The 18,774-nt window shown below is 41.2% G+C and carries 14 protein-coding genes; 7 read left to right on the top strand and 7 right to left on the bottom strand.

What is annotated here, in order from left to right; translation table 11 throughout:
- Positions 1 to 6: 6 nt before the first annotated feature.
- The 6 genes from GK047_RS02980 to GK047_RS02955 form a co-directional block, all read right to left on the bottom strand.
- Positions 7 to 1,317 carry an ABC transporter substrate-binding protein gene (locus GK047_RS02980; RefSeq protein ID WP_163940909.1) on the bottom strand — a complete coding sequence of 437 codons (1,311 nt, stop codon included), beginning with the start codon at positions 1,315 to 1,317 and terminating at the stop codon, positions 7 to 9.
- Between the two features lie 173 nt (positions 1,318 to 1,490).
- Positions 1,491 to 2,537 (bottom strand): LacI family DNA-binding transcriptional regulator, encoded by a 1,047-nt coding sequence (locus GK047_RS02975; protein ID WP_163940905.1) that lies wholly within the window; start codon positions 2,535 to 2,537, stop codon positions 1,491 to 1,493.
- Positions 2,538 to 2,794: 257 nt separating this feature from the next.
- Positions 2,795 to 4,372, bottom strand: a complete 1,578-nt coding sequence (locus GK047_RS02970; RefSeq protein ID WP_163940902.1) for an extracellular solute-binding protein — start codon at positions 4,370 to 4,372, stop codon at positions 2,795 to 2,797.
- Between the two features lie 59 nt (positions 4,373 to 4,431).
- On the bottom strand, positions 4,432 to 5,316 hold the full coding sequence (locus GK047_RS02965) for a carbohydrate ABC transporter permease (protein WP_163940899.1): 885 nt from the start codon (positions 5,314 to 5,316) through the stop codon (positions 4,432 to 4,434).
- A 16-nt stretch (positions 5,317 to 5,332) separates the two neighbouring features.
- Positions 5,333 to 6,190 carry an ABC transporter permease subunit gene (locus tag GK047_RS02960; RefSeq protein ID WP_163943582.1) on the bottom strand — a complete coding sequence of 286 codons (858 nt, stop codon included), beginning with the start codon at positions 6,188 to 6,190 and terminating at the stop codon, positions 5,333 to 5,335.
- A gap of 379 nt (positions 6,191 to 6,569) precedes the next feature.
- A complete protein-coding gene (locus GK047_RS02955; RefSeq protein WP_163940896.1) occupies positions 6,570 to 7,748 on the bottom strand; it encodes an ROK family transcriptional regulator in 1,179 nt (392 codons plus the stop codon).
- Between the two features lie 307 nt (positions 7,749 to 8,055).
- Between GK047_RS02955 and GK047_RS02950 the strand changes: the two genes are divergently transcribed.
- A complete protein-coding gene (locus GK047_RS02950; protein WP_163940894.1) occupies positions 8,056 to 9,576 on the top strand; it encodes a galactose-binding domain-containing protein in 1,521 nt (506 codons plus the stop codon).
- Positions 9,577 to 9,593: 17 nt separating this feature from the next.
- A complete protein-coding gene (locus tag GK047_RS02945; protein ID WP_163940892.1) occupies positions 9,594 to 10,586 on the top strand; it encodes an aldo/keto reductase in 993 nt (330 codons plus the stop codon).
- Positions 10,587 to 10,643: 57 nt separating this feature from the next.
- Here GK047_RS02945 and GK047_RS02940 read toward each other — a convergent pair whose 3' ends face one another.
- On the bottom strand, positions 10,644 to 11,120 hold the full coding sequence (locus GK047_RS02940) for a heme-degrading domain-containing protein (protein ID WP_163940890.1): 477 nt from the start codon (positions 11,118 to 11,120) through the stop codon (positions 10,644 to 10,646).
- Between the two features lie 333 nt (positions 11,121 to 11,453).
- Here GK047_RS02940 and GK047_RS02935 point away from each other — a divergent pair, with 333 nt between their 5' ends.
- The 5 genes from GK047_RS02935 to GK047_RS02915 all read left to right on the top strand — a co-directional run bounded on the left by GK047_RS02935 (position 11,454) and on the right by GK047_RS02915 (position 18,752).
- Positions 11,454 to 12,602: a hypothetical protein gene (locus GK047_RS02935; RefSeq protein WP_163940888.1), complete on the top strand. Its 1,149-nt coding sequence runs from the start codon at positions 11,454 to 11,456 to the stop codon at positions 12,600 to 12,602.
- Positions 12,583 to 13,437, top strand: coding sequence for a GGDEF domain-containing protein (locus GK047_RS02930; protein ID WP_163940886.1), 855 nt, complete (start codon positions 12,583 to 12,585; stop codon positions 13,435 to 13,437). Before GK047_RS02935 ends, GK047_RS02930 begins: the two co-directional genes overlap by 20 nt.
- 61 nt (positions 13,438 to 13,498) lie before the next feature.
- Positions 13,499 to 15,190, top strand: a complete 1,692-nt coding sequence (locus GK047_RS02925) for a polysaccharide deacetylase family protein (RefSeq protein WP_163940884.1) — start codon at positions 13,499 to 13,501, stop codon at positions 15,188 to 15,190.
- The gene (locus tag GK047_RS02920) at positions 15,183 to 16,460 is read left to right on the top strand and encodes a glycosyltransferase (protein WP_163940882.1); all 1,278 of its coding nucleotides are present in this window, start codon (positions 15,183 to 15,185) and stop codon (positions 16,458 to 16,460) included. The genes GK047_RS02925 and GK047_RS02920 overlap by 8 nt, the downstream gene beginning before the upstream one ends.
- A 30-nt stretch (positions 16,461 to 16,490) precedes the next feature.
- The gene (locus GK047_RS02915; protein WP_205516230.1) at positions 16,491 to 18,752 is read left to right on the top strand and encodes a cellulose biosynthesis cyclic di-GMP-binding regulatory protein BcsB; all 2,262 of its coding nucleotides are present in this window, start codon (positions 16,491 to 16,493) and stop codon (positions 18,750 to 18,752) included.
- The last annotated feature ends 22 nt before the right edge of the window (positions 18,753 to 18,774 follow it).

Genomic DNA, 18,774 nt, shown 5'->3' with positions numbered 1-18,774 from the left:
ACTCGTTTATTTTTCTGCGGCCAACGCTTGGTTCATCTTAGCTCCAAGCTCTTTGGCTGCATCGGCAACGGATTTCTCTCCGGTCCAAGCATTTTTGAGAATATCGGTTTCATACGTATTCCAGACAGATGTGTTTTTGGACACTGGATAAGGACTTGCATACGCTGTCATATCGATGAACGCTTTGGCATGATATTGTGGGAATGCGCTTAACCATGCAGTTTCGCTACCTTTGTAAGCTGGAATGGCTCCACCTTGTTTAGCGGCAATTTCCGCAGCTTCTTTGGAAGCCAAAAACTTGACGAATTCCCATGCTTCCTTCGGATGCTTCGTGTTCGCAGAGATCACATTGCCAAGACCGTGAATAACAACCCCTTGTTTTTTACCCTTTGGAAGTACTGCAACGTCTGCATTATTTTTCATGTCTTGATTTTGATTAATTGTGAATGCTGCCCAAGAGCCATCAAAATACATCGCTAGCTTACCTGAAGTAAACATGTCTGCTGGAGCTGTTTCCGTCATTTGAGCCAAGGTTGGGGAAACTTTGTGCACTTGGATAAGATCTGTTAAAAATTTCAATCCTTCAATCGCTTCCGGCTGATCATAGCCTGATTTTTTATGATCATCAGAAATCACATTGCCGCCAGCCTGCAGAATCGTATTATAGTAGTCTTCCTGATTCATCATTGGCGCCGCGAAGCCGTAAATGCCTTTTGAAGTATCTGTTAATTTCTTAGCGGCTTCAACAAGTTTGTTCCAATCCCAGGAGGCATCTGGATAAGCAACCCCTTTTTCATCAAACAATTTCTTGTTGTACCATAATCCGATTGTGTCGTAATCTTTTGGAATCCCGTAATTTTTGCCGTTTAGGCTATAAAGCGAGACAAGAGAAGCTGGAAAGTTATTGAGATCGAGTTGATCCGCCTTGATATTCCCAGTAATATCCTTGAGCATGCCATTGTCTGCGTACTTAATAAAATTAGGCCCATTCATCAAGAGCACATCTGGCATGGTACCGCCTTGTGCCGACGTTTCTAATTTCGTGAAATACTGTTTATAAGGCGTATTCTCCGCCTTCACTTCAATGTTAGGATGACTTGCTTGGAACGCCTTGATAACTTCGGTTATGGTGTCCAGTTTCCAACCGCCATAGGTAAGGGTCACTTTCTCCCCAGTTGCTCCAGCAGTAGCTTTGGCATCATTGGTGGGAGCAGCTGACGATTGATTGGATGTATTTGCCGTACTGCAAGCGCTAACAACAATCATATTCACAGTAAGTAATGTCAATAAAACAGCTTTCTTTGTGTGTTTTACCATTTCAAGATCACCCTTTTTAATTTTTTTTGGGAAAGAAATTGTAAGTGCTCCACTTGATTACAAATCTACGCCAGCTGGGAAAGTACCCTCACCTCCTTTATATAATCAAGTTAATTTTTAAATTATTTATTTGGGCCCAAATCATAATAACGTTATCCTATGAACTAAAAAATTTAGTTTCTATTGAAAACAGAAGATTGTCGCACCATCAATTTATGCGGCAGAAGCACCTTCGAAAGAAGCGGTTCCTGCCCTTTGAGCATGTCTAGCAAAGTCGCGGCTGCCCTCGTGCCAATCTCAACCTTAGGCACATGAACCGAAGATAATGGCGGTGTTGTATACTGGGCAAAATCGATATTATCCATAGAAACAAAGGCGATATCCTCTGGAATGCGTAAGCCGCTTTCAAGCACTGCGCGCAAGGCTGGTAACGCTAACTGATCGCTGGCGGCAAAAATGGCTGTTGGTCGCTCTAGCTCTTCCCGCTTCAACTGATCTGCCAACCGTTCATAGCTGCGATCAATTTGCCAACGCGTATCAATGATCCATTCTTTATCCAGTGGAATTCCCGCATCATACAAAGCAAATTTGTAACCTTGGAATCTTTCCTCACTGTTTAACTCACCTGTATGTCCAGGACCACCGACAAATCCTATTTTCCTGTGACCTTGGGAAATGAGATGATCCACAGCTGATTTGGCTGCAGGAATTCGGTCATAATCGACCATCGTAATTTCTGTACCGCTCGTGCAAATACCGACGATAGCAAGCTCATTTGATTGCTGCAAATATGTGAGAACCTCATGACCAACTTCACCAATAATGATGATGCCGTCAACTTGAATCTCATGCATACATCTGTGCAGAAGAGCTTCATCCGTCAGCTCCTCGGAAGTATGTATGAAGGCTAGGGAATAACCGGCTTCAAGTATTTTTTTATTAAAAGAGGTAATAATAGGCGAGTAGTAAGGATGATCATCATTAATGCGAGCCGCTTGGATGATACAGCCAATTTGTTTCGTTTGTCGTTTGCCTTCTTTCTGCTGCTTCACAAGGGAACGTGCAGATTCGTTAGGCTTATAATCAAGCGCGCGTACAGCTTCCCATACCTTCAACTTCGTTTCCGGATTGATGTGTTTGCTGGTATCGTTACGCACTACACGGGAAACCGTTGATATGGAGACGCCAACGCGTTCTGCCACATCTTTTAGTGTTGGCATTTCTCACAACCCCTTCGTCCAAACATAAACCCCAATTTCACCCAAACGTTTTCCTGAGTCATGCGTCGATTTGTTAATTTGATATTAATGCATATGTCGAAGATGTGTCAATAGAAATTTGAAAGCGGATACATTGTTTACATAACAACTGTTACACGGGGTTACATTTGTTTCCATTTGAAATAAAAAAGCTAAGCTGGTCATCATTTCTTAGACCGTACTTAGCTTTTATTAACATCAATCACGCCTAGGAAGTACTACTTCGATAATTCTTTATATTTTTCATAAGCTTTATTTTGAATTTTTTCTAATTGATCATAGTTCATTGATTTCACTTTTGTAACAAAGCTATCAAATTTGCTGATGGGTTCTTGACCGACAACAAACTTGCTCAGCATTTCATCCACGTATGTATTGATTTGCGTCGTAATCCGGTTGTATTCCTCCATGTCGGCATCTGAATATTTCAAGGTAGGGATCGCCTCTCTGAAGTAATTATGATCTACATAATTGAATAACTGCTTACAGCTATCCGCGCTCAAGCATGATGCTTTTTCATACTGAGGGTCCTGACGAAAACCGAGTAGCGGTTGAGCACCGATACGATACAAGGCTTTCGCAGAGCCATCTGCATTTTTAACGATCTTATCTGTATACTTAAACGATCCATCCGCTTGCTTAGTGAACGTATCTCCTTCGATGCCGAAATTTAACAATGTACGGCCTTCATCACTGTAAACATAATCAAACAATTTCATTGTCGCATCCACATTTTTATTGCTTTTACTAATTGCCCATGACCAAGGCACTGTAAGTTGCTGCTGGCGATCCGTTAACGGTTTATCACCTTTATTCAACACAGGTGGTTTGGTTACTTGGAAATGAAAGCCTTGAATTTTTTTAGCTTCCGGCATATCGTTGAACCCTGCAACATAACCGATCCAATGGTTAGTTGCCCCAACTTTATTGTTAAAAATCATCGTTTGGTAATCTTTATCCTGTCTTGATAACAATTCTTTATCAAACAGCCCTTCCGAGTACCACTGGTTCATCGTCGTCAAATATTGCTTCGTGCGCGGATCGATTGGCGTATAGATCATTTTTCCATTACTTTGCATCCATCGACTATCAACATTCAAGTCAATTCCCCATGCATCGGCAAAATTCAAATAATAGGTGTCTGTCGTCGAAAAAGGAACTTCGTCATTGTTCCCATCGCCATTAGGATCCTTCTCTTTAAACGCTTTAAGCATCGTATGCCAGTCCTCGATCGTTTCGGGAAGCGGTAGACCTAAGCGATCCAACCAATCCTGACGAACAAGAGGTCCTTCGGACGTACGTACAGCCGATAGCATAGGAACAGAATACAAATTACCGTCAAAGGCAATCGTCTGCGATTTGGCTTCTTTATCATTTACCAAATATTTCGTAATATTAGGCGCTTGTTTAGCGATTAACTCATTAAGCGGTATAAATGCGCCTTGCGGCCCAAATTTATTGAAGTCCGTAATTTGCCCAGAAACAATATCCGGATACTCTCCCGAAGCTACCATAAGCGGCAGCTTGGTTATCATCGTTTTTTTATCCCCTGTAATAAACTCAAATTCAAGATTCAACCGTTTGCCTAACTCTTTCCAGATCAAGGTTTCATTCGTATACAAGGCATCTGTCGTCCGACTTGCAATAAATACGGTTAGCTTCGTAGGCTTCTGCCCAGCCGATTCGGCCCCAGTAGATGTTCCTTGATCATCTGTTGTATGTCCACAAGCAGCGATAGTAAGCGTAAGCGTTGATAATAGGAGAACTTTTGTAAACCATTTGGATGTTTGAAACATGGTAAACCTCCTTTTTATGTATACATACTTTTAACTAAACTATATCGGCTGACAAATGTTCAGTTTTTGATGGCTCCGATCATCACCCCTTTAACAAAATACTTTTGTAGAAACGGGTAGGCAAATATGATAGGTAGCGATGTAACAATAATAGCCGCATACTGGATCGTAATTGGAAGTACCTCTAGGTTATGCGTTAAGGCCGATTGTATCTCTTTATCGAACGAGCTATCACGAATGATGCGTACCAATAGCGCTTGAACAGGCAGTAAGGAATCTTTGTTTAACAAAATCATTTCCCAGAAGAAAGAGTTCCATTTATCAATGGCATAATAAAGACCAATTGCAGCCAACACGGGTTTGGATAGCGGCAACACAATTTGGAAGAAGATTCTAAGATCATTGGCACCATCAATTTTGGCTGACTCCTCCAATTCCTTGGGTAAACTGGCGAAATAGGTTCTCATAACGATGATGTAAAAGGTAGAGATGGCGGCATAAAGCAAAACGCCTAGACGAGTATTAAGCAAATGCATATCCTTCATCATTAAATAGAACGGGATCATCCCCCCGCCAAACCATAAAGTAATCGCTAAAAAAATCGTCGCCACATTGCGAAATTTCCATTCTTTTCGTGACAAGGGATAAGCTGCAAACGCTGTCAACATTAAGCTGATTAGGGTTCCAAACAAGGTATAAAACAACGTATTGCCGTAAGCTACAAATATCCCCTTATAACTCAAAACTGCTTTGTACGCGGCTAAGTTAAAACCCTTGGGGAAGAGCAAGACATCATTATGCATCACATTGCTAGTGTTGCTAATCGACAGACTAATCACATAAACGAACGGATACAAGGTAATCACACACACGAAGATAATAAGCAAATAAATGACGCTATCAAAAAGCAAATCTCCCTTATCCGACTTCCTTTTCACACCCATACTCTCTCCCCTCCTTCTACCAGAGCGATGTTTCGCTTACCTTTTTACTGAATAAGTTAGCGCCAAATACGAGAATGAAAGCGACGATGCCCTGGAACAGGCCAATAGCCGTTGCATAGCTGTAATTGGTTCCTAGCAAGCCTTGTCTGTACACATAGGTATTTAGTACATCAGCGGTTTCGTAAGTGGTTGGATTATATAAAAGGATAATCTTCGATACATCCGCGCTTAGCATACTCCCCATATTCAAAATGAGCATGATCGTAATCGTCGGGATTAGACTGGGAAACGTAATATAGCAAAGCTGCTTCCATCGGTTAGCTCCGTCTATCTTAGCAGCCTCGTATAACTCAGGACTGATCCCCGAAAGAGCTGCGATATAAATAATGGCCGAGAACCCCATACCTTGCCAGATGCCAAGGAAAACATAAATGCTTCGGAAATAGCCCGGTTCTTGCAAAAAATAAATACTTTCAATGCCAAATTTATTAAGAATGATGTTCACTACCCCTGTACTCGGGGAAAGAAAGGTCAAGGCAAAGCCGCATACAATAACTGTCGATATAAAATACGGCAAATAACTAAGCGTCTGCGTAATCTTTTTAAAAACCATATTCCTTACTTCGTTAAAGCAAAGTGCCAAAAGGATGGGCATTGGAAACCCGAAAAGCAACCCATAAATATTGAGAAGAAACGTATTCTTCAATATTCGGATCAAATACGGATCACTGAAAATTTGCCGAAAGTTCCTTAAGCCTACCCATTCACTTCCCCATATTCCTTTAACTGCATTGAACTTCTCAAAGGCAATCACAACGCCAAACATCGGCCAATACGTGAAAATGACATACCAGATCATGACAGGTAAGAACATGAGATACAGCCATTTGTGCTTGATTACTTCTTCAACAAGTAAAGTGAATTTCGACTTTTTAGTTACACGTAGGACCGCCAATCCTAAACACCTCCATTTTAGAGAACGCTTACATTTTGGATTTGCCTAATTGCTTTTCATAAAGAATTGCGAAGGCCAGCATCTAAGCTTCATTACGAGGAGTAGACTTACGCGCAAAAGCACTCATGTAAAGCTTCATTGGAGCCATCCTGTTTCCTCCTCGCATAATTAATTCGTCCACTAAACTTATTAATAGTTTACTGATAATTTCTTTTAAAATCAAGCCCCTCCCTTACATAAATTTTTACAAATAAAAAATACCTCTTTTCAACATCCGTAGAGGTACTTTTTCGACATTTTAAATGTAGGCTCTAAACAATTGATGCAGCATCAGCGTAGCGGCGCCAATGAGAAAGTTTTTTTCACCAAAAGAAGCCGGTACGATTCTCGTCTCCTCGAAGGGGATAGGAAATGGAAATTGGGACAGTTCTAATTTGAGCTGTCGCATTAGCTTTTCAGAGCGATTTACCCAACCAGAAAGGACAAGTACCTCTGGGCTAATAAAATTAATGAAAGCCGCCAGCATTTGGACGATCAGAAAAAAAGTCGCTTTCATCGTTTCTTCAGCCCACGCCTCTCCCTTCTCATACCGCTCTAAAAACTCATCAAAAGTTTGTGGAATATGCGTTATTTTACTTTTCCTCGCAGCATTTTGCGCCTTTATTAGAATATACGGCTCCGTCAAAGCCGTTTCTATACAGCCAATTTTCCCACACTGACAAAGCAGCCCATTGGGATCAATCTGAATATGTCCAATTTCTCCGGAAGCCCCTTTGTACCCCTTATAAATTTTACCGTCAATAATCAAGCCAGTGCCTATTCCATAATCAATGGATAAGAAAAATAAATTTTCTGTTTTTCTGGTGCCGCTGTAATATTCAGAAAATGCAGCCGCTTTGACATCATTTACAACAATAATAGGATAGTTATATTCATTATCCAACATTTTTTTTATTTCCAGGTTATTTATTTGCAGCAAGGTTGAGGTAAGTATGGTTTCACCAAACTCATCAATGATTCCAGGCGACGAGATCGCAATACCTCTTATATGCGACTGTTCTTTAATCATACTTGCCCCTAATAATATATCGATAGATTTCTTAATAAATTGATAAATTCGTTCATTTCCTTTAATTATTGGCTGTTGAAATTCATACACGATCTCGTTGTGAAAGTTGATCAGTGCCGCATTGAAATGATTATTTCCTAAACCGATCGAAATGATGTACCCTTTATCTCGGCTAATCTCCAATGCGATCGCTTTTCTTCCCGCGCCTTGAGATGATTTTTCGCCAATCTCGTCGATTAAGCTTTGTTTAATGAGTTCATCTACAAGAGCGGAAACGGTGGTTGGGCTTAATTTGAGTTTTTGAGATATTTCCGCTCTCGACACACTAGCTTCGCGATGAATCAAATTTAAAATCAAAGAACTATTTATTTTTTTCATCAACTGTAAATTTCCAGTCACTTCTTTCATGTAAAGCCACCCTTCCAGCTATTTATTTCATATCCTAACAATAGGATTACATGTATTCAAAATCATTTCATAACAACCAAATTTAATTAATTTGTACACTGGACTATTTTGACACAAGTTTACTAATTTGTACAATCGTTCACAACTACCACGCTAGCTTCATTGTCTTGACAAAAATAATGGATGATTTTATATTTAATTTGTACACTGGAATAATTAATTAGATTTAGCTTGAAACATCAATTTACAAGGAGGTGCACATTTAACTAACCGTCTTTATGAATACAAATTTGGAGGCTACCCTTTTATGTTGAAAAAAATGATTTCTTTATCGATTTCTTCGCTCATGGTACTTACCCTGGCATTCACGTTAAGCTTAACTCTTCTTGCACCCGATGCTTCTGCTGCTAGCCAAAATGTTGCTGCTGGGAAAGTTATAACGTCAAATGCAACTTTAACGAACAAAGCGTTGGCTACAGACGGCGTAAGCAATGATAGCAATTCCTTTGCTGAGGCTGCTTCTGGACTTAAGTATATTCAGATAGATTTTGGCGCTAGCTACTCCATTAATAAAGTAAATCTGTGGCATTATTTTAGCGATGGCAGAACCTATAAAGATGTCATTGTTAGGCTGTCGAGCTCTTCAACTTTCGGCAGCGGAACAACAACGGTATTTAACAATGATACGAATAACTCTGCTGGCTTAGGAACAGGCACGAATGCGGAATACGCTGAAACTAGTGCAGGAAAGACAATCACTTTCAATCCAGTAAACGCAAGATACTTACGGATTTATTCCAATGGCAGCAGCGTTAATGCCTACAACCACTTTGTTGAAGTTCAAGCTTGGACGCTTGATTCGTCTTACCGACAAAAAAATGTAACCTTCACCAACCCGGATTGGGTCATGTTCCCTCAAACGGATGCTTCCATTCAGAACGTGATTACTAACATGAAAACCTATAAGATCAAATATCAAATGATCGATGTTGGTTTTTTCGATAGAGTCGCCGGCACAGCTACTTATGAGGATACCGTCGGCGGTGCAGTTGACGGAACGGCTGATCCAGCAGCCTACGCAACACTTTCTAACTGGGTTGCCAAATCAAGATCCTATGATCCGACGATGAAATTAATTGGTTCTATTAATGGGAACAGTTCCCTTCACGTGCAAGCAGTACCTTACTCCGATAATAAAGGAGTTATTCATACGCCTACGGTAAGCAAAGCAGTTATGCATGATCGAATTGCAGCCCATGCGAAATATCTTGTTGACACGTTCGGATTAGATGGCATCGATATGGACTTTGAACCGCTTGGACCCGGTGCTAGAAGCGAGGACTACCGTCTTTTAATTCAAAAAGTCCGAGCTGCTATTGGTCCGACGAAACATCTTTCGATCTGCGGAAATCCTTTCTCTTTATACATGCCAGATAATGAACTGACGCAATTCGGCGCTTTGCTGGATATGATCGTATTTATGGATTATGACACGGGGGATACAAGCGGAACCGCTCCTTACCCTGCGAATCCATACACAACGGATGCCGCGTCCTACCAGCTAGCCATTAAGGATAACGTAAAAAGAATTAGCAATGCCCTGAGCACTACAAATTGCGAACTACTCCCGCTTGGTCAAGGGATATCTCGCCTTACGCAGTGGCATCAAGCTTACGAAAACGCGATGAACCATTCGATCGCAGTGAATAATGCCATTTCTGAAGGAGCAAAGGTCGCGGGATCAGGCGTTTGGTGGTTTGAAGGCGCTATGAATGATGCGACTGAGACCCAGCAATTTATTAATTATTGGATTAATGGAACCCCATAAAGAGGAGGCATTAAGACATGATCTATCAACCAAGCCTACAAAGATATGCAGACATGAAATATAATAGGTGCGGCAAAAGCGGCTTAAAGCTGCCTGCCATCTCACTTGGGCTATGGCATAATTTCGGAGACGGCTTCGTATTCAACAACTGCCGCGAGATGGTTCGCCGTGCTTTCGATTTAGGCATCACCCATTTCGACGTTGCGAATAACTACGGTTGGCCGGGAGGTTCTTCAGAAGAAACACTCGGCAAGATCATCAAACTTGATTTCGCTTCTCACCGCGATGAAATGATCATTTCTACGAAAGCAGGGTGGGATATGTGGCCAGGACCTTACGGAGACGAGGGTTCTAAGAAATATCTAGTAGCAAGTCTGGATCAAAGTCTCAAGCGTCTAGGCCTTGACTACGTCGACATTTACTATCACCACAGACCTGATCCCAACACACCTATCGAAGAAACGATGGGCGCACTCGACTTACTCGTCCGACAAGGTAAGGCTTTGTACGTAGGAATTTCTTCGTACGATGTGAACGAATCCAAAGCAGCAATTGATGCGCTAAATAAACTGGGAACGCCTTGTTTAATCCATCAACCCGCTTATTCCATGCTTGATCGTACGGTTGAGGATGGTTTGCTCGACTTGCTTGAGGATGAAGGTGTAGGAAGCATTGCTTTCTTCCCATTAGCCCAAGGGATTTTAACGAATAAGTATTTATCGGAAATCCCAGCGGATTCAAGAGCGGCAAGCGGAAGCAGATTTTTAAAACCAGAGCACATCACCGAAGACATCTTAAGTAAAACCCGTAAGCTTAATGAGCTTGCAGCAGCTAGAGATCAATCCCTGGCTCAAATGGCAATTGCTTGGGTTTTGCGTGGTAACCATGTTACTTCAGCACTCGTAGGCGCCAGCAGAGTAAGCCAGATTGAAGAAAATGTGGCCGCTATCAACAATTTGGATTTTAGTGAAAGCGAGCTCCAAACCATTAATGCCATTTTAAATGGGTAATTGATGATCATCCGTAAAGCACGCAGCCAGCCTCATGTTGAGACTGGCTGCGTGCTTTTAAACATCCTTATTCAGAAATTGTTTTAAAACCGTTATAACGAGTTCGTGATCCTCTTCTTGTGAAAGCCCCGCTACCGTAATGGTGCCAATAAAGCCCACACGGTCAACGAAGATCGGAAAGGCGCCTCCGTTAGCCGCATATTCCATTGGATCTAGTAAAGCATAATCCTGCATGCTCATGTGTAATTGCTTCATATGAGTGCCTACTCGATAAGAGCTCTGAAAAAAATGATTCACGACACGATTCTTTTTTCTTATCCAACTATCCGTATCTTTCGTAGAATTCGGCAATGCGGCGCGAAAAAGCTGCAAATCACCTCTGGAAATATCAATCGCAACCGGAAGTTTTCTCTCCAGAGCCACTTCAACGAATTTCGCACCTAATTGTAGCGCCGTTTCATTCGTAAATACGTCGAACTTTAAAATATCTTCTTCTCTTTTTAATTGAGTTAATAAAATTTGCGTCTCATCCATAGAAAGCCTCTTTCCGTGTTTTATTTATAAATCCATTGAATGAACTAATTGAATTATAATAAATGGCTAGTTCCTAAGTCAATAATTATCCCCCTTTAACGTGTACGATATACAAATAGAGAAAATGGTTAAACGAAATTACACACGCTAAACACGGGAATATCCACTAACCACAAAGACCTAAGTCCACAACAATTACAGTCATAAAGGCCTATTTTTCGCTTTAATTTCTTCTTAGTAGTTATAAAGAACTATGCAAACCCACTTTTTTCCAGTTGCATATCATTCTAAACACCTTTAAAATTTATTAAATATATCTTTTTGGGGGATCAAATGACATTATTCAAAAAAGCCTTGTTCAGTTTTAGTATAGTTTCTAGTGCTATAGTCATATACGACCTCCTACCATTGGATCATAAGTACTTAGCAGTAACCGATGTGAATTCGCAGAGCACAGAATCAATAGAACGTGTACTTCCCGGAGAGCAATTCATTCTTTCCCATATGCTGAATGCGAATGGAACATTAAGAACGAATTTGAAATCCAATAAAACGACAGATCCGCAAACAGCGGTTGGTCACGACGCTTTATCGGAATCCATGGGGCTCTGGCTTCAATATGCTTACGAAAAGGGAGATCTAACATTATTTCGTAAAAATGCCGAAGTTATTAAAAACAGCTTTATGAAGTCTGATGGTTGGATCGCTTGGAAGGTCAATCCAAACGGAAAACCAGTTACAACGAATGCACTTGTTGATGATTTGCGTATTACATACGACCTTTACAGCGCTGGAACTAAATGGGAAGATGCCGATTTCAAGAAAACAGCAGACACCATCACAAGAAGTATCCTCAAAAGACAATACGTAAACAACACGTTCAGGGATTTTTATGATTATTCGAAGGAGTGGCCTAGTAATGTCATCACAATCGCTTATTTAGATGCTTTCTCCATCGTCAATCTTTACGAACAAAGCAAAATAACCGAAGATGCGTACCAAAAAACGAAGAAATTCATGATCAATCTACCTTTGAACAATGGGTTTTATCCATTCAATTATCATGTGAACGAGGGCACTTATGAATATCATGATCAGGTTAACTTACTGGATCAACTCTTCGTTGAATATTCTACAGCCAAATTCGGACAAAAAGATTCAGAGTTTTGGTCTTTCTTGAAGAAATCCTTTCAAGACGATTCAATTTTATATGGTAAGTATGACATCACTACAAAAAAACGAGCCGTTGAATTTGAATCCCCTTCTGTATACGGGTTGGCCATTCTTTGCGCGTTGGAACACAATGATAGCGAGTTTGCAAAAGATCTCTATTACCGTATGATTCGTTTCCAAACCCTTAATCCAACTAGCGAATACTACGGCGGTTACATGAATTATCAACCAGTGGATACTCATATTTTTGATAATCTTGTCCCTTTATTAGCAGAAAGGAAGCTTTATAATGCAAGGATTTTACAATAATACGAAACCCTTCTTCATTATTCAGAGTATTTTCTTACTCTTCATCGTGGCATTAACCTTATATGCGAATGGGTTTACTACGATTCCTTGGATAACACTGACTCTTTTTGCGAGTGTCCTTATCATTTCTTGGGTAAGTATGCTTGGTGGACTACTGCTTGGGTTGGGGATCAGTCTTTCTGCCATGTTTCTACTCGGCTCTGTGCTCATCTGGAATGTGTTCTTCTCATCGGTAACTATATTATCAGTTAAAGAGATTGTTATTTGGATGATCGCCATAGGCGCTTCTGCCTTAATTAGCGGGCTTCTTCACAGATGGAGTGTCACAATAGTTAACGAACACAAAGAAATGGTAAGCAAATTCGATGAGCTTGTCACGATTGACGAAGCGACTGGATTTGATAACAAGAAAAGGTTTCATTTGGAACTAGAAGAGGAATTTAAGCGATCCATACGCACGAATACACCCTTCACACTCCTTCTGATTCAGTTTAAGTACTTTAAAGAGTATGAAAAATTGTATGGTCCGGAAGAGAAAAAGCATTTGATCAAGTCGCTTTCGGATGTTTTGTGGAAACAAACACGGATAAGTGATCGCAAGTTTAGAGTGGAAGACGACATGTTTGCAACGATTTTATTTAATACAGGCGAAGAAAACGTCCAGTTCGTGCTTGATAAAATCGAGGAATTACTCAAGTACCATAAACTCGCCAATGGAAAAAAAGAAGTTACCCTTACACTTTCTTTCGGCGCTGCCAGTTTCAAACGTGAAATGAATGATTACTCGGAGTTGATTGAAAATGCAAAGCAAGAACTTGAAGCATATATGCAATAACCTAAAACGTCTTTGGGTCTTTACTAGCTTGTTCATCATTTCCAGCTTCACACTTCTACCTATGAGCACAGCATTCTCTAACAGTCCCAATCCAATCGATCCTAAGGTACTGGTTATCTATTCAGCCGACTCTGATTCAATCAACGAGTCGGTTAGATTATTAGATTTGTTGCTAGGACAGTTTGCGCAAAACGTTTCTTTTAAAGAAGATGAATCCGTGACGAGCAACGATTTGCAAAACATTACGCATCTGGTCTATTACGGTGGTATAGCCAAAAAGCTCCCGGCACCAACCATTCAGCTTATTACTGAATTTAAAGGACAGACCCTAGCCATAGGAGAAAATGTGGATCAGCTCAGTTCACGTTTCTCTTTCATGACAACTCGATCTGAAACCGCCATTAATCAAATTTCTAAGGTTGACCCGTCGACTAAAGAACCGATTTTTCAACTGCTTGAGGTCAATTATCCAATTACTCAAGTCGAGTTGAAACAAGGAACTACCCTTTTTCAAGGGTGGAGGGGCGATCTCTCCTTTCCTTTATTTATCCAATACGAAAACAGCGCTTATTATGCATCACATAACCTATACAACCCATTCAACTTATACTTAAGCGAAGGACTTGCGAGTTTTTTCGGCAAACCACTACGTTCCGAACGTCTGGCCTCTATTCGACTGGAAGACGTTCACCCCCAGTCTGATCCTAAGCTGTTAAAGGAAACTGGCGATTATTTGGCTGATAAAGGGATTCCCTTCATGATAGCGCTCATTCCGGTTTATACAAACCCGGAAACGAAGAAGCAGTACCATTTGTCAGATTCGCCGCAAATCGTTGAGGTATTACGCTATCTTCAAGATCGCGGCGCAAGTATACTCCTGCACGGGTACACCCATCAATACAGGTCAACGGAGACAGGAGAAGGATTCGAGTTCTGGGATGTAAGAAATAACACCCCCATCTGGGGTCCTTCGGATAGCGATACAAAAGTGAAGAAACGATTTGAGTTTTCTTCCAAGGATCACTATGACTCTTACATGGAGGGACTACAGGCCTTTGAGGAAACCTATGTCAATAGCAGAATTGAAAGTGGCATCCGAGAGTTAACGGACCTGGGCTTGTACCCGCTTGGCTTTGAAGCGCCTCACTATGTAATGAGCCAAGCCGGCTATGAAATTGTTTCGCATTACTTCAACTATCTGCTTGGCCAAACACAGATTAGTGATAATGATTGGGAACACATGGGCGTATCGCCATATCAATCAGCGCCAACTTTTCTACATGGTATGACTTTGCTTCCAGAAACGATCGGTTTCTATGACAACACATCCCTCACACCCGAGTCCGATTTAGATCAAAAAATAAGTGAAATGCTATTCATCCAAGATGGCATGTTGGGCATGTTTTATCACCCTTACCTGGGCTTGGATAAATTAGAAACCCTTATCTCGCATGTCGAGCATATCCCGAATTTGAATTGGCTGGATTTAAGGAAAATGAATGCTTCTGTCCGTACGCCTAATCTTACAATCACTACTGACCCGCAGGGACAAATCAATTACAGGAATGCCTCACCCCACTCGGAACAACAACAGGTGGTGCAAACCATTAAACGTTTAGGAAGCGTAGAAGTGATCCTCTGGGGCATTGCTATACTCGTGACGATTATGGTTCTGCTTTTTATCCTTTACACCTTTAGCATGAGGATGAACCTACGCAAACAATTATTTGAGGAGCGAAACATCAGTGGCTAATATTATGTTTTATGCCTCATTGACCGTCATATGGCTCATGCTGTTGTACCATATGTTTCTCATGCAGGGTGGTTATATGCATTATCTCCGCTACCGGCGCCCAATTGCCGAATGGGAGAAAAAGAACCATCCCTGGCCTAAGGTAAGCGTTATGATCCCCGCACATAATGAAGATGTCGTGATCGAAAGAACGATTAAAGCAATGCTTAAGCTAGAATATCCAAAAGATTTGTTGGAAATTATCATTATAAATGACAATTCCAAGGATCGAACCGGGGAGATCGCTGACAGCTACTCCAGCCGATATCCCCAATTGAAAGTCGTTCATCTCGTCCCACCCAACATTGGCGGTGGTAAGTCTGGCGCCTTGAATCACGGATTTAAACATGCCACGGGTGACATTATCGTCGTCTATGATGCTGATAATACACCAGAACGTAAAGCCGTGTACTATCTAGTTCTTGCAATGCTTAACGATCCAAAAGCAGGAGCCATTGTTGGCAAGTTCCGCGTCATCAATGCAGCTCAGACCCTACTGACACGTTTTATTAATATTGAAACGATTTGCTTCCAATGGATGGCGCAAGGCGGTCGCTTTCACTGGTTTAATGTAGCAACCATCCCCGGGACCAATTTTGCCATAAGGCGCAGCATTATTGAGGAGCTCGGCGGTTGGGATGAGAAGGCCTTGGCAGAAGATACGGAACTTACGATTCGTGTCTACAATATGGGGTATCACATTCGCTTCTTTCCTGCAGCCATCACCTGGGAGCAAGAACCTGAAACATGGAAAGTATGGTGGAAACAGCGTACACGCTGGGCTCGAGGTAACCAGTATGTCGTGCTTAAATTCATGGCGAAACTATTTACCCTGAAGCGGAAAAGTATCATATTCGACCTGATTTATTTCTTCTTCACTTATTTCCTTTTCTTTTTCGGCGTCATCGTTTCTGACTGTTTATTTATTGTCAATTTATTCGTAGATCTCCATCTCAATGTGGGTATGGTCTCGATTATTCTCTGGATTTTGGCCTACTTCCTTTACATTACCGAGGTTATGATCGCTCTTGGTATCGAAAAGACAGAACTCAACATACGAAACTTTTTCATTGTATCGCTCATGTACCTCACTTACTCACAGTTTTGGATTCTTCTAGTCCTCTATTCCTTATTCTTGGAAATGAAGCGTGTTTTGCTGAAGCAAGAAACCAAATGGTACAAAACGGAGCGCTTCCAACAAACGAAAAAGCAAGATGGATCCGTCTCCTAATTATATTTGCAAGGAAAGGTGTTTGAACGAATGAACTTCTACCGCAAAACAATTATCTGCAGCAGCTTAGGTCTGCTAGCCGCACAGCTTACCACCCAACCTTTGCTCTCCGTTTACGCCGAAAGCACTGATCCTAACCTAGAGAAAAAGTTGGATATCGCCGCAACTTATTTGAAAGACGGCTCTCAAGCTACATTCAGCTCTAATGTTTCATCCGCCTCCCCCGGGTACTTATCGCATCTAACAAATGAAAATATCTCCATGACGAGGGTTGATAGTACACAGCAGTTATTTTATAGCGTACCAAAAGCTGACGTAAGTGATGGCAGTTATATCGACTTGGATATCAGTTATTCAGATTTACTCCTTCCTACGAGTTCTACGATTACGGTAGCAATCGATGGTAGGCCGCTTAAGAGTATCTCTCTTACCAAAGATACAAGTTCCCGACTTATAAAAAGAATTTTCTTAGGCAGTGAAGACGTGACACCAGGTTTCCATAACGTTACGATTGTCAAACATAGCACAGTCTCTGACGATCTATGCAGCGATGAGGAAAATCCTGCGAATTGGGTGAAAATCAATCGTTCAACTGCCATTTTCTTAAATACAACGACAACGTTTACGACGAATGATGCGCTTAAGAACTACCCGTTTCCATTTGTAGAACAAAGTGTACAGGATGAAATGTATGGGGCTGTTTTGCTTCCAGATCATCCTTCAGCTGATTTAATTTCTTCGGCTATGCAGGTCGCTACTTATTTTTCATCGAACACCGCCACTAAAAGATCTACGCCAATCATGACTGAATCCGAATGGTTGAGTAAAGGCCGCCTTATTCCAGCCATTGCTCTCGGCAGTATCAGCGATTGGGGCGGGCCAATTAAACAAATGCTACAAGCTAATCAAATTCAGGTGCAAGGCCAACAGCTGAGCATGGATACTTTTGCGGTAAAAGACCAAATTAAAAATGAGGTTAAACAAGTTCTTCTTGTTTCTGCGGCAGACGATAAGATCATCAAGGAGCACATTCATTTATTGACTGAAAAAAACTTTGTTGATCAACTAGCCGGAAATCATCTAGTCATCGATACTTCAACAAGAGCAGCTGAAACGGTAACCCCAATAAAACCAATTACATTTGAGTCACTAGGCACTTCCAACATTAAACTTGATGATTCAAATCTTAATTCGGACCGCTTGACCTATACGATTCCTTCATACTGGAGTCTGACCGGAGAAAGTCAATTGACACTAAAAGTGCGGGTATCCTCACTTTTGCAGAACGACATCATCGTTTCCAAAGATAACAAAAGCACAGCCTCGGTTGCCTCCAATGGGACTGCAGGATTAACAGTGATCATTAATGACATTCCCAAAACATTTTCATTTGCGGAAATTGTTAAAGCAAAAAAGGAAGATGATAGCTTTCTTCTTCCTATCCCGCTAGCCCCTTACGTGAAAGAAACAAAAACGAATACTTTAACTATGGCATTCTCGGCGCATTTAAATGAAACGCACACCAACGCGTGCGGGCCAAAATCAAATAACGGTAAATGGATATTCATCGACAAAAATAGTACGATCCAGATTCCCCATGAGGTTCAGAAGGAGACTAGCTTCAAAAATTGGCCTGCTCCTTTTGTCGGAGATCAAGGGCTTGATCATACCGTATTTCTTTTGCCAAAAGACGTTGATGGTGCTTTTTTGAGTCAGTTAGCCACTCTAACTAGAGAAATGACGAGTCAGTCTTCCAACCATGGCGCAATAGACATTGTCCGAGATCAAGATCCTGAACTCGCTAAAAAGCTTAAGGATCGCAACGTCATTGTTATTGGTAATCCCAATACATTCGTATCGCTTCAAAGCTATATGGATCAATTGTTAGTAAATTCTGGCAATGGGCAATTCCAGCACTTACCTAATTCCAACATTATTAATGAAACAACGGACTATGCCGCATGGATTCAAACCTCGATGTGGGATAAAGAACGTGTCATGGCCGTCTTCCAGCCTGGAGAAAATAACAAAAAAGCGAAAGATAGCTTTGTACATACCAACTTGCTTCAATTTCTCAACAACGAACAGAAATCAAGCCAAGTTGTCGTGATGAGCAAATCCAATGAGGTTTTGTCATTCGACATTAAAGCTGAGCAGAAAACGAATCCAGAGGCTCCGCCTGCTACTAAGCCCGTATCCAAAACAACATTAATCTGGGTAGTAGCTGTCATCGGTGTCATCTTCTTTATTGGATTATTCTTCTTTATTCGCTTGCTCCGTCGCCCTAAATAAGCAGAAATATAAAAAGACGCAA

This window comes from Paenibacillus sp. SYP-B3998, assembly GCF_010820665.1.
GTDB lineage: Bacteria > Bacillota > Bacilli > Paenibacillales > NBRC-103111 > Paenibacillus_E.
The sequence above is the reverse complement of the archived record's forward strand: the minus strand, read 5'-3'. Positions and strand labels throughout refer to the sequence as shown.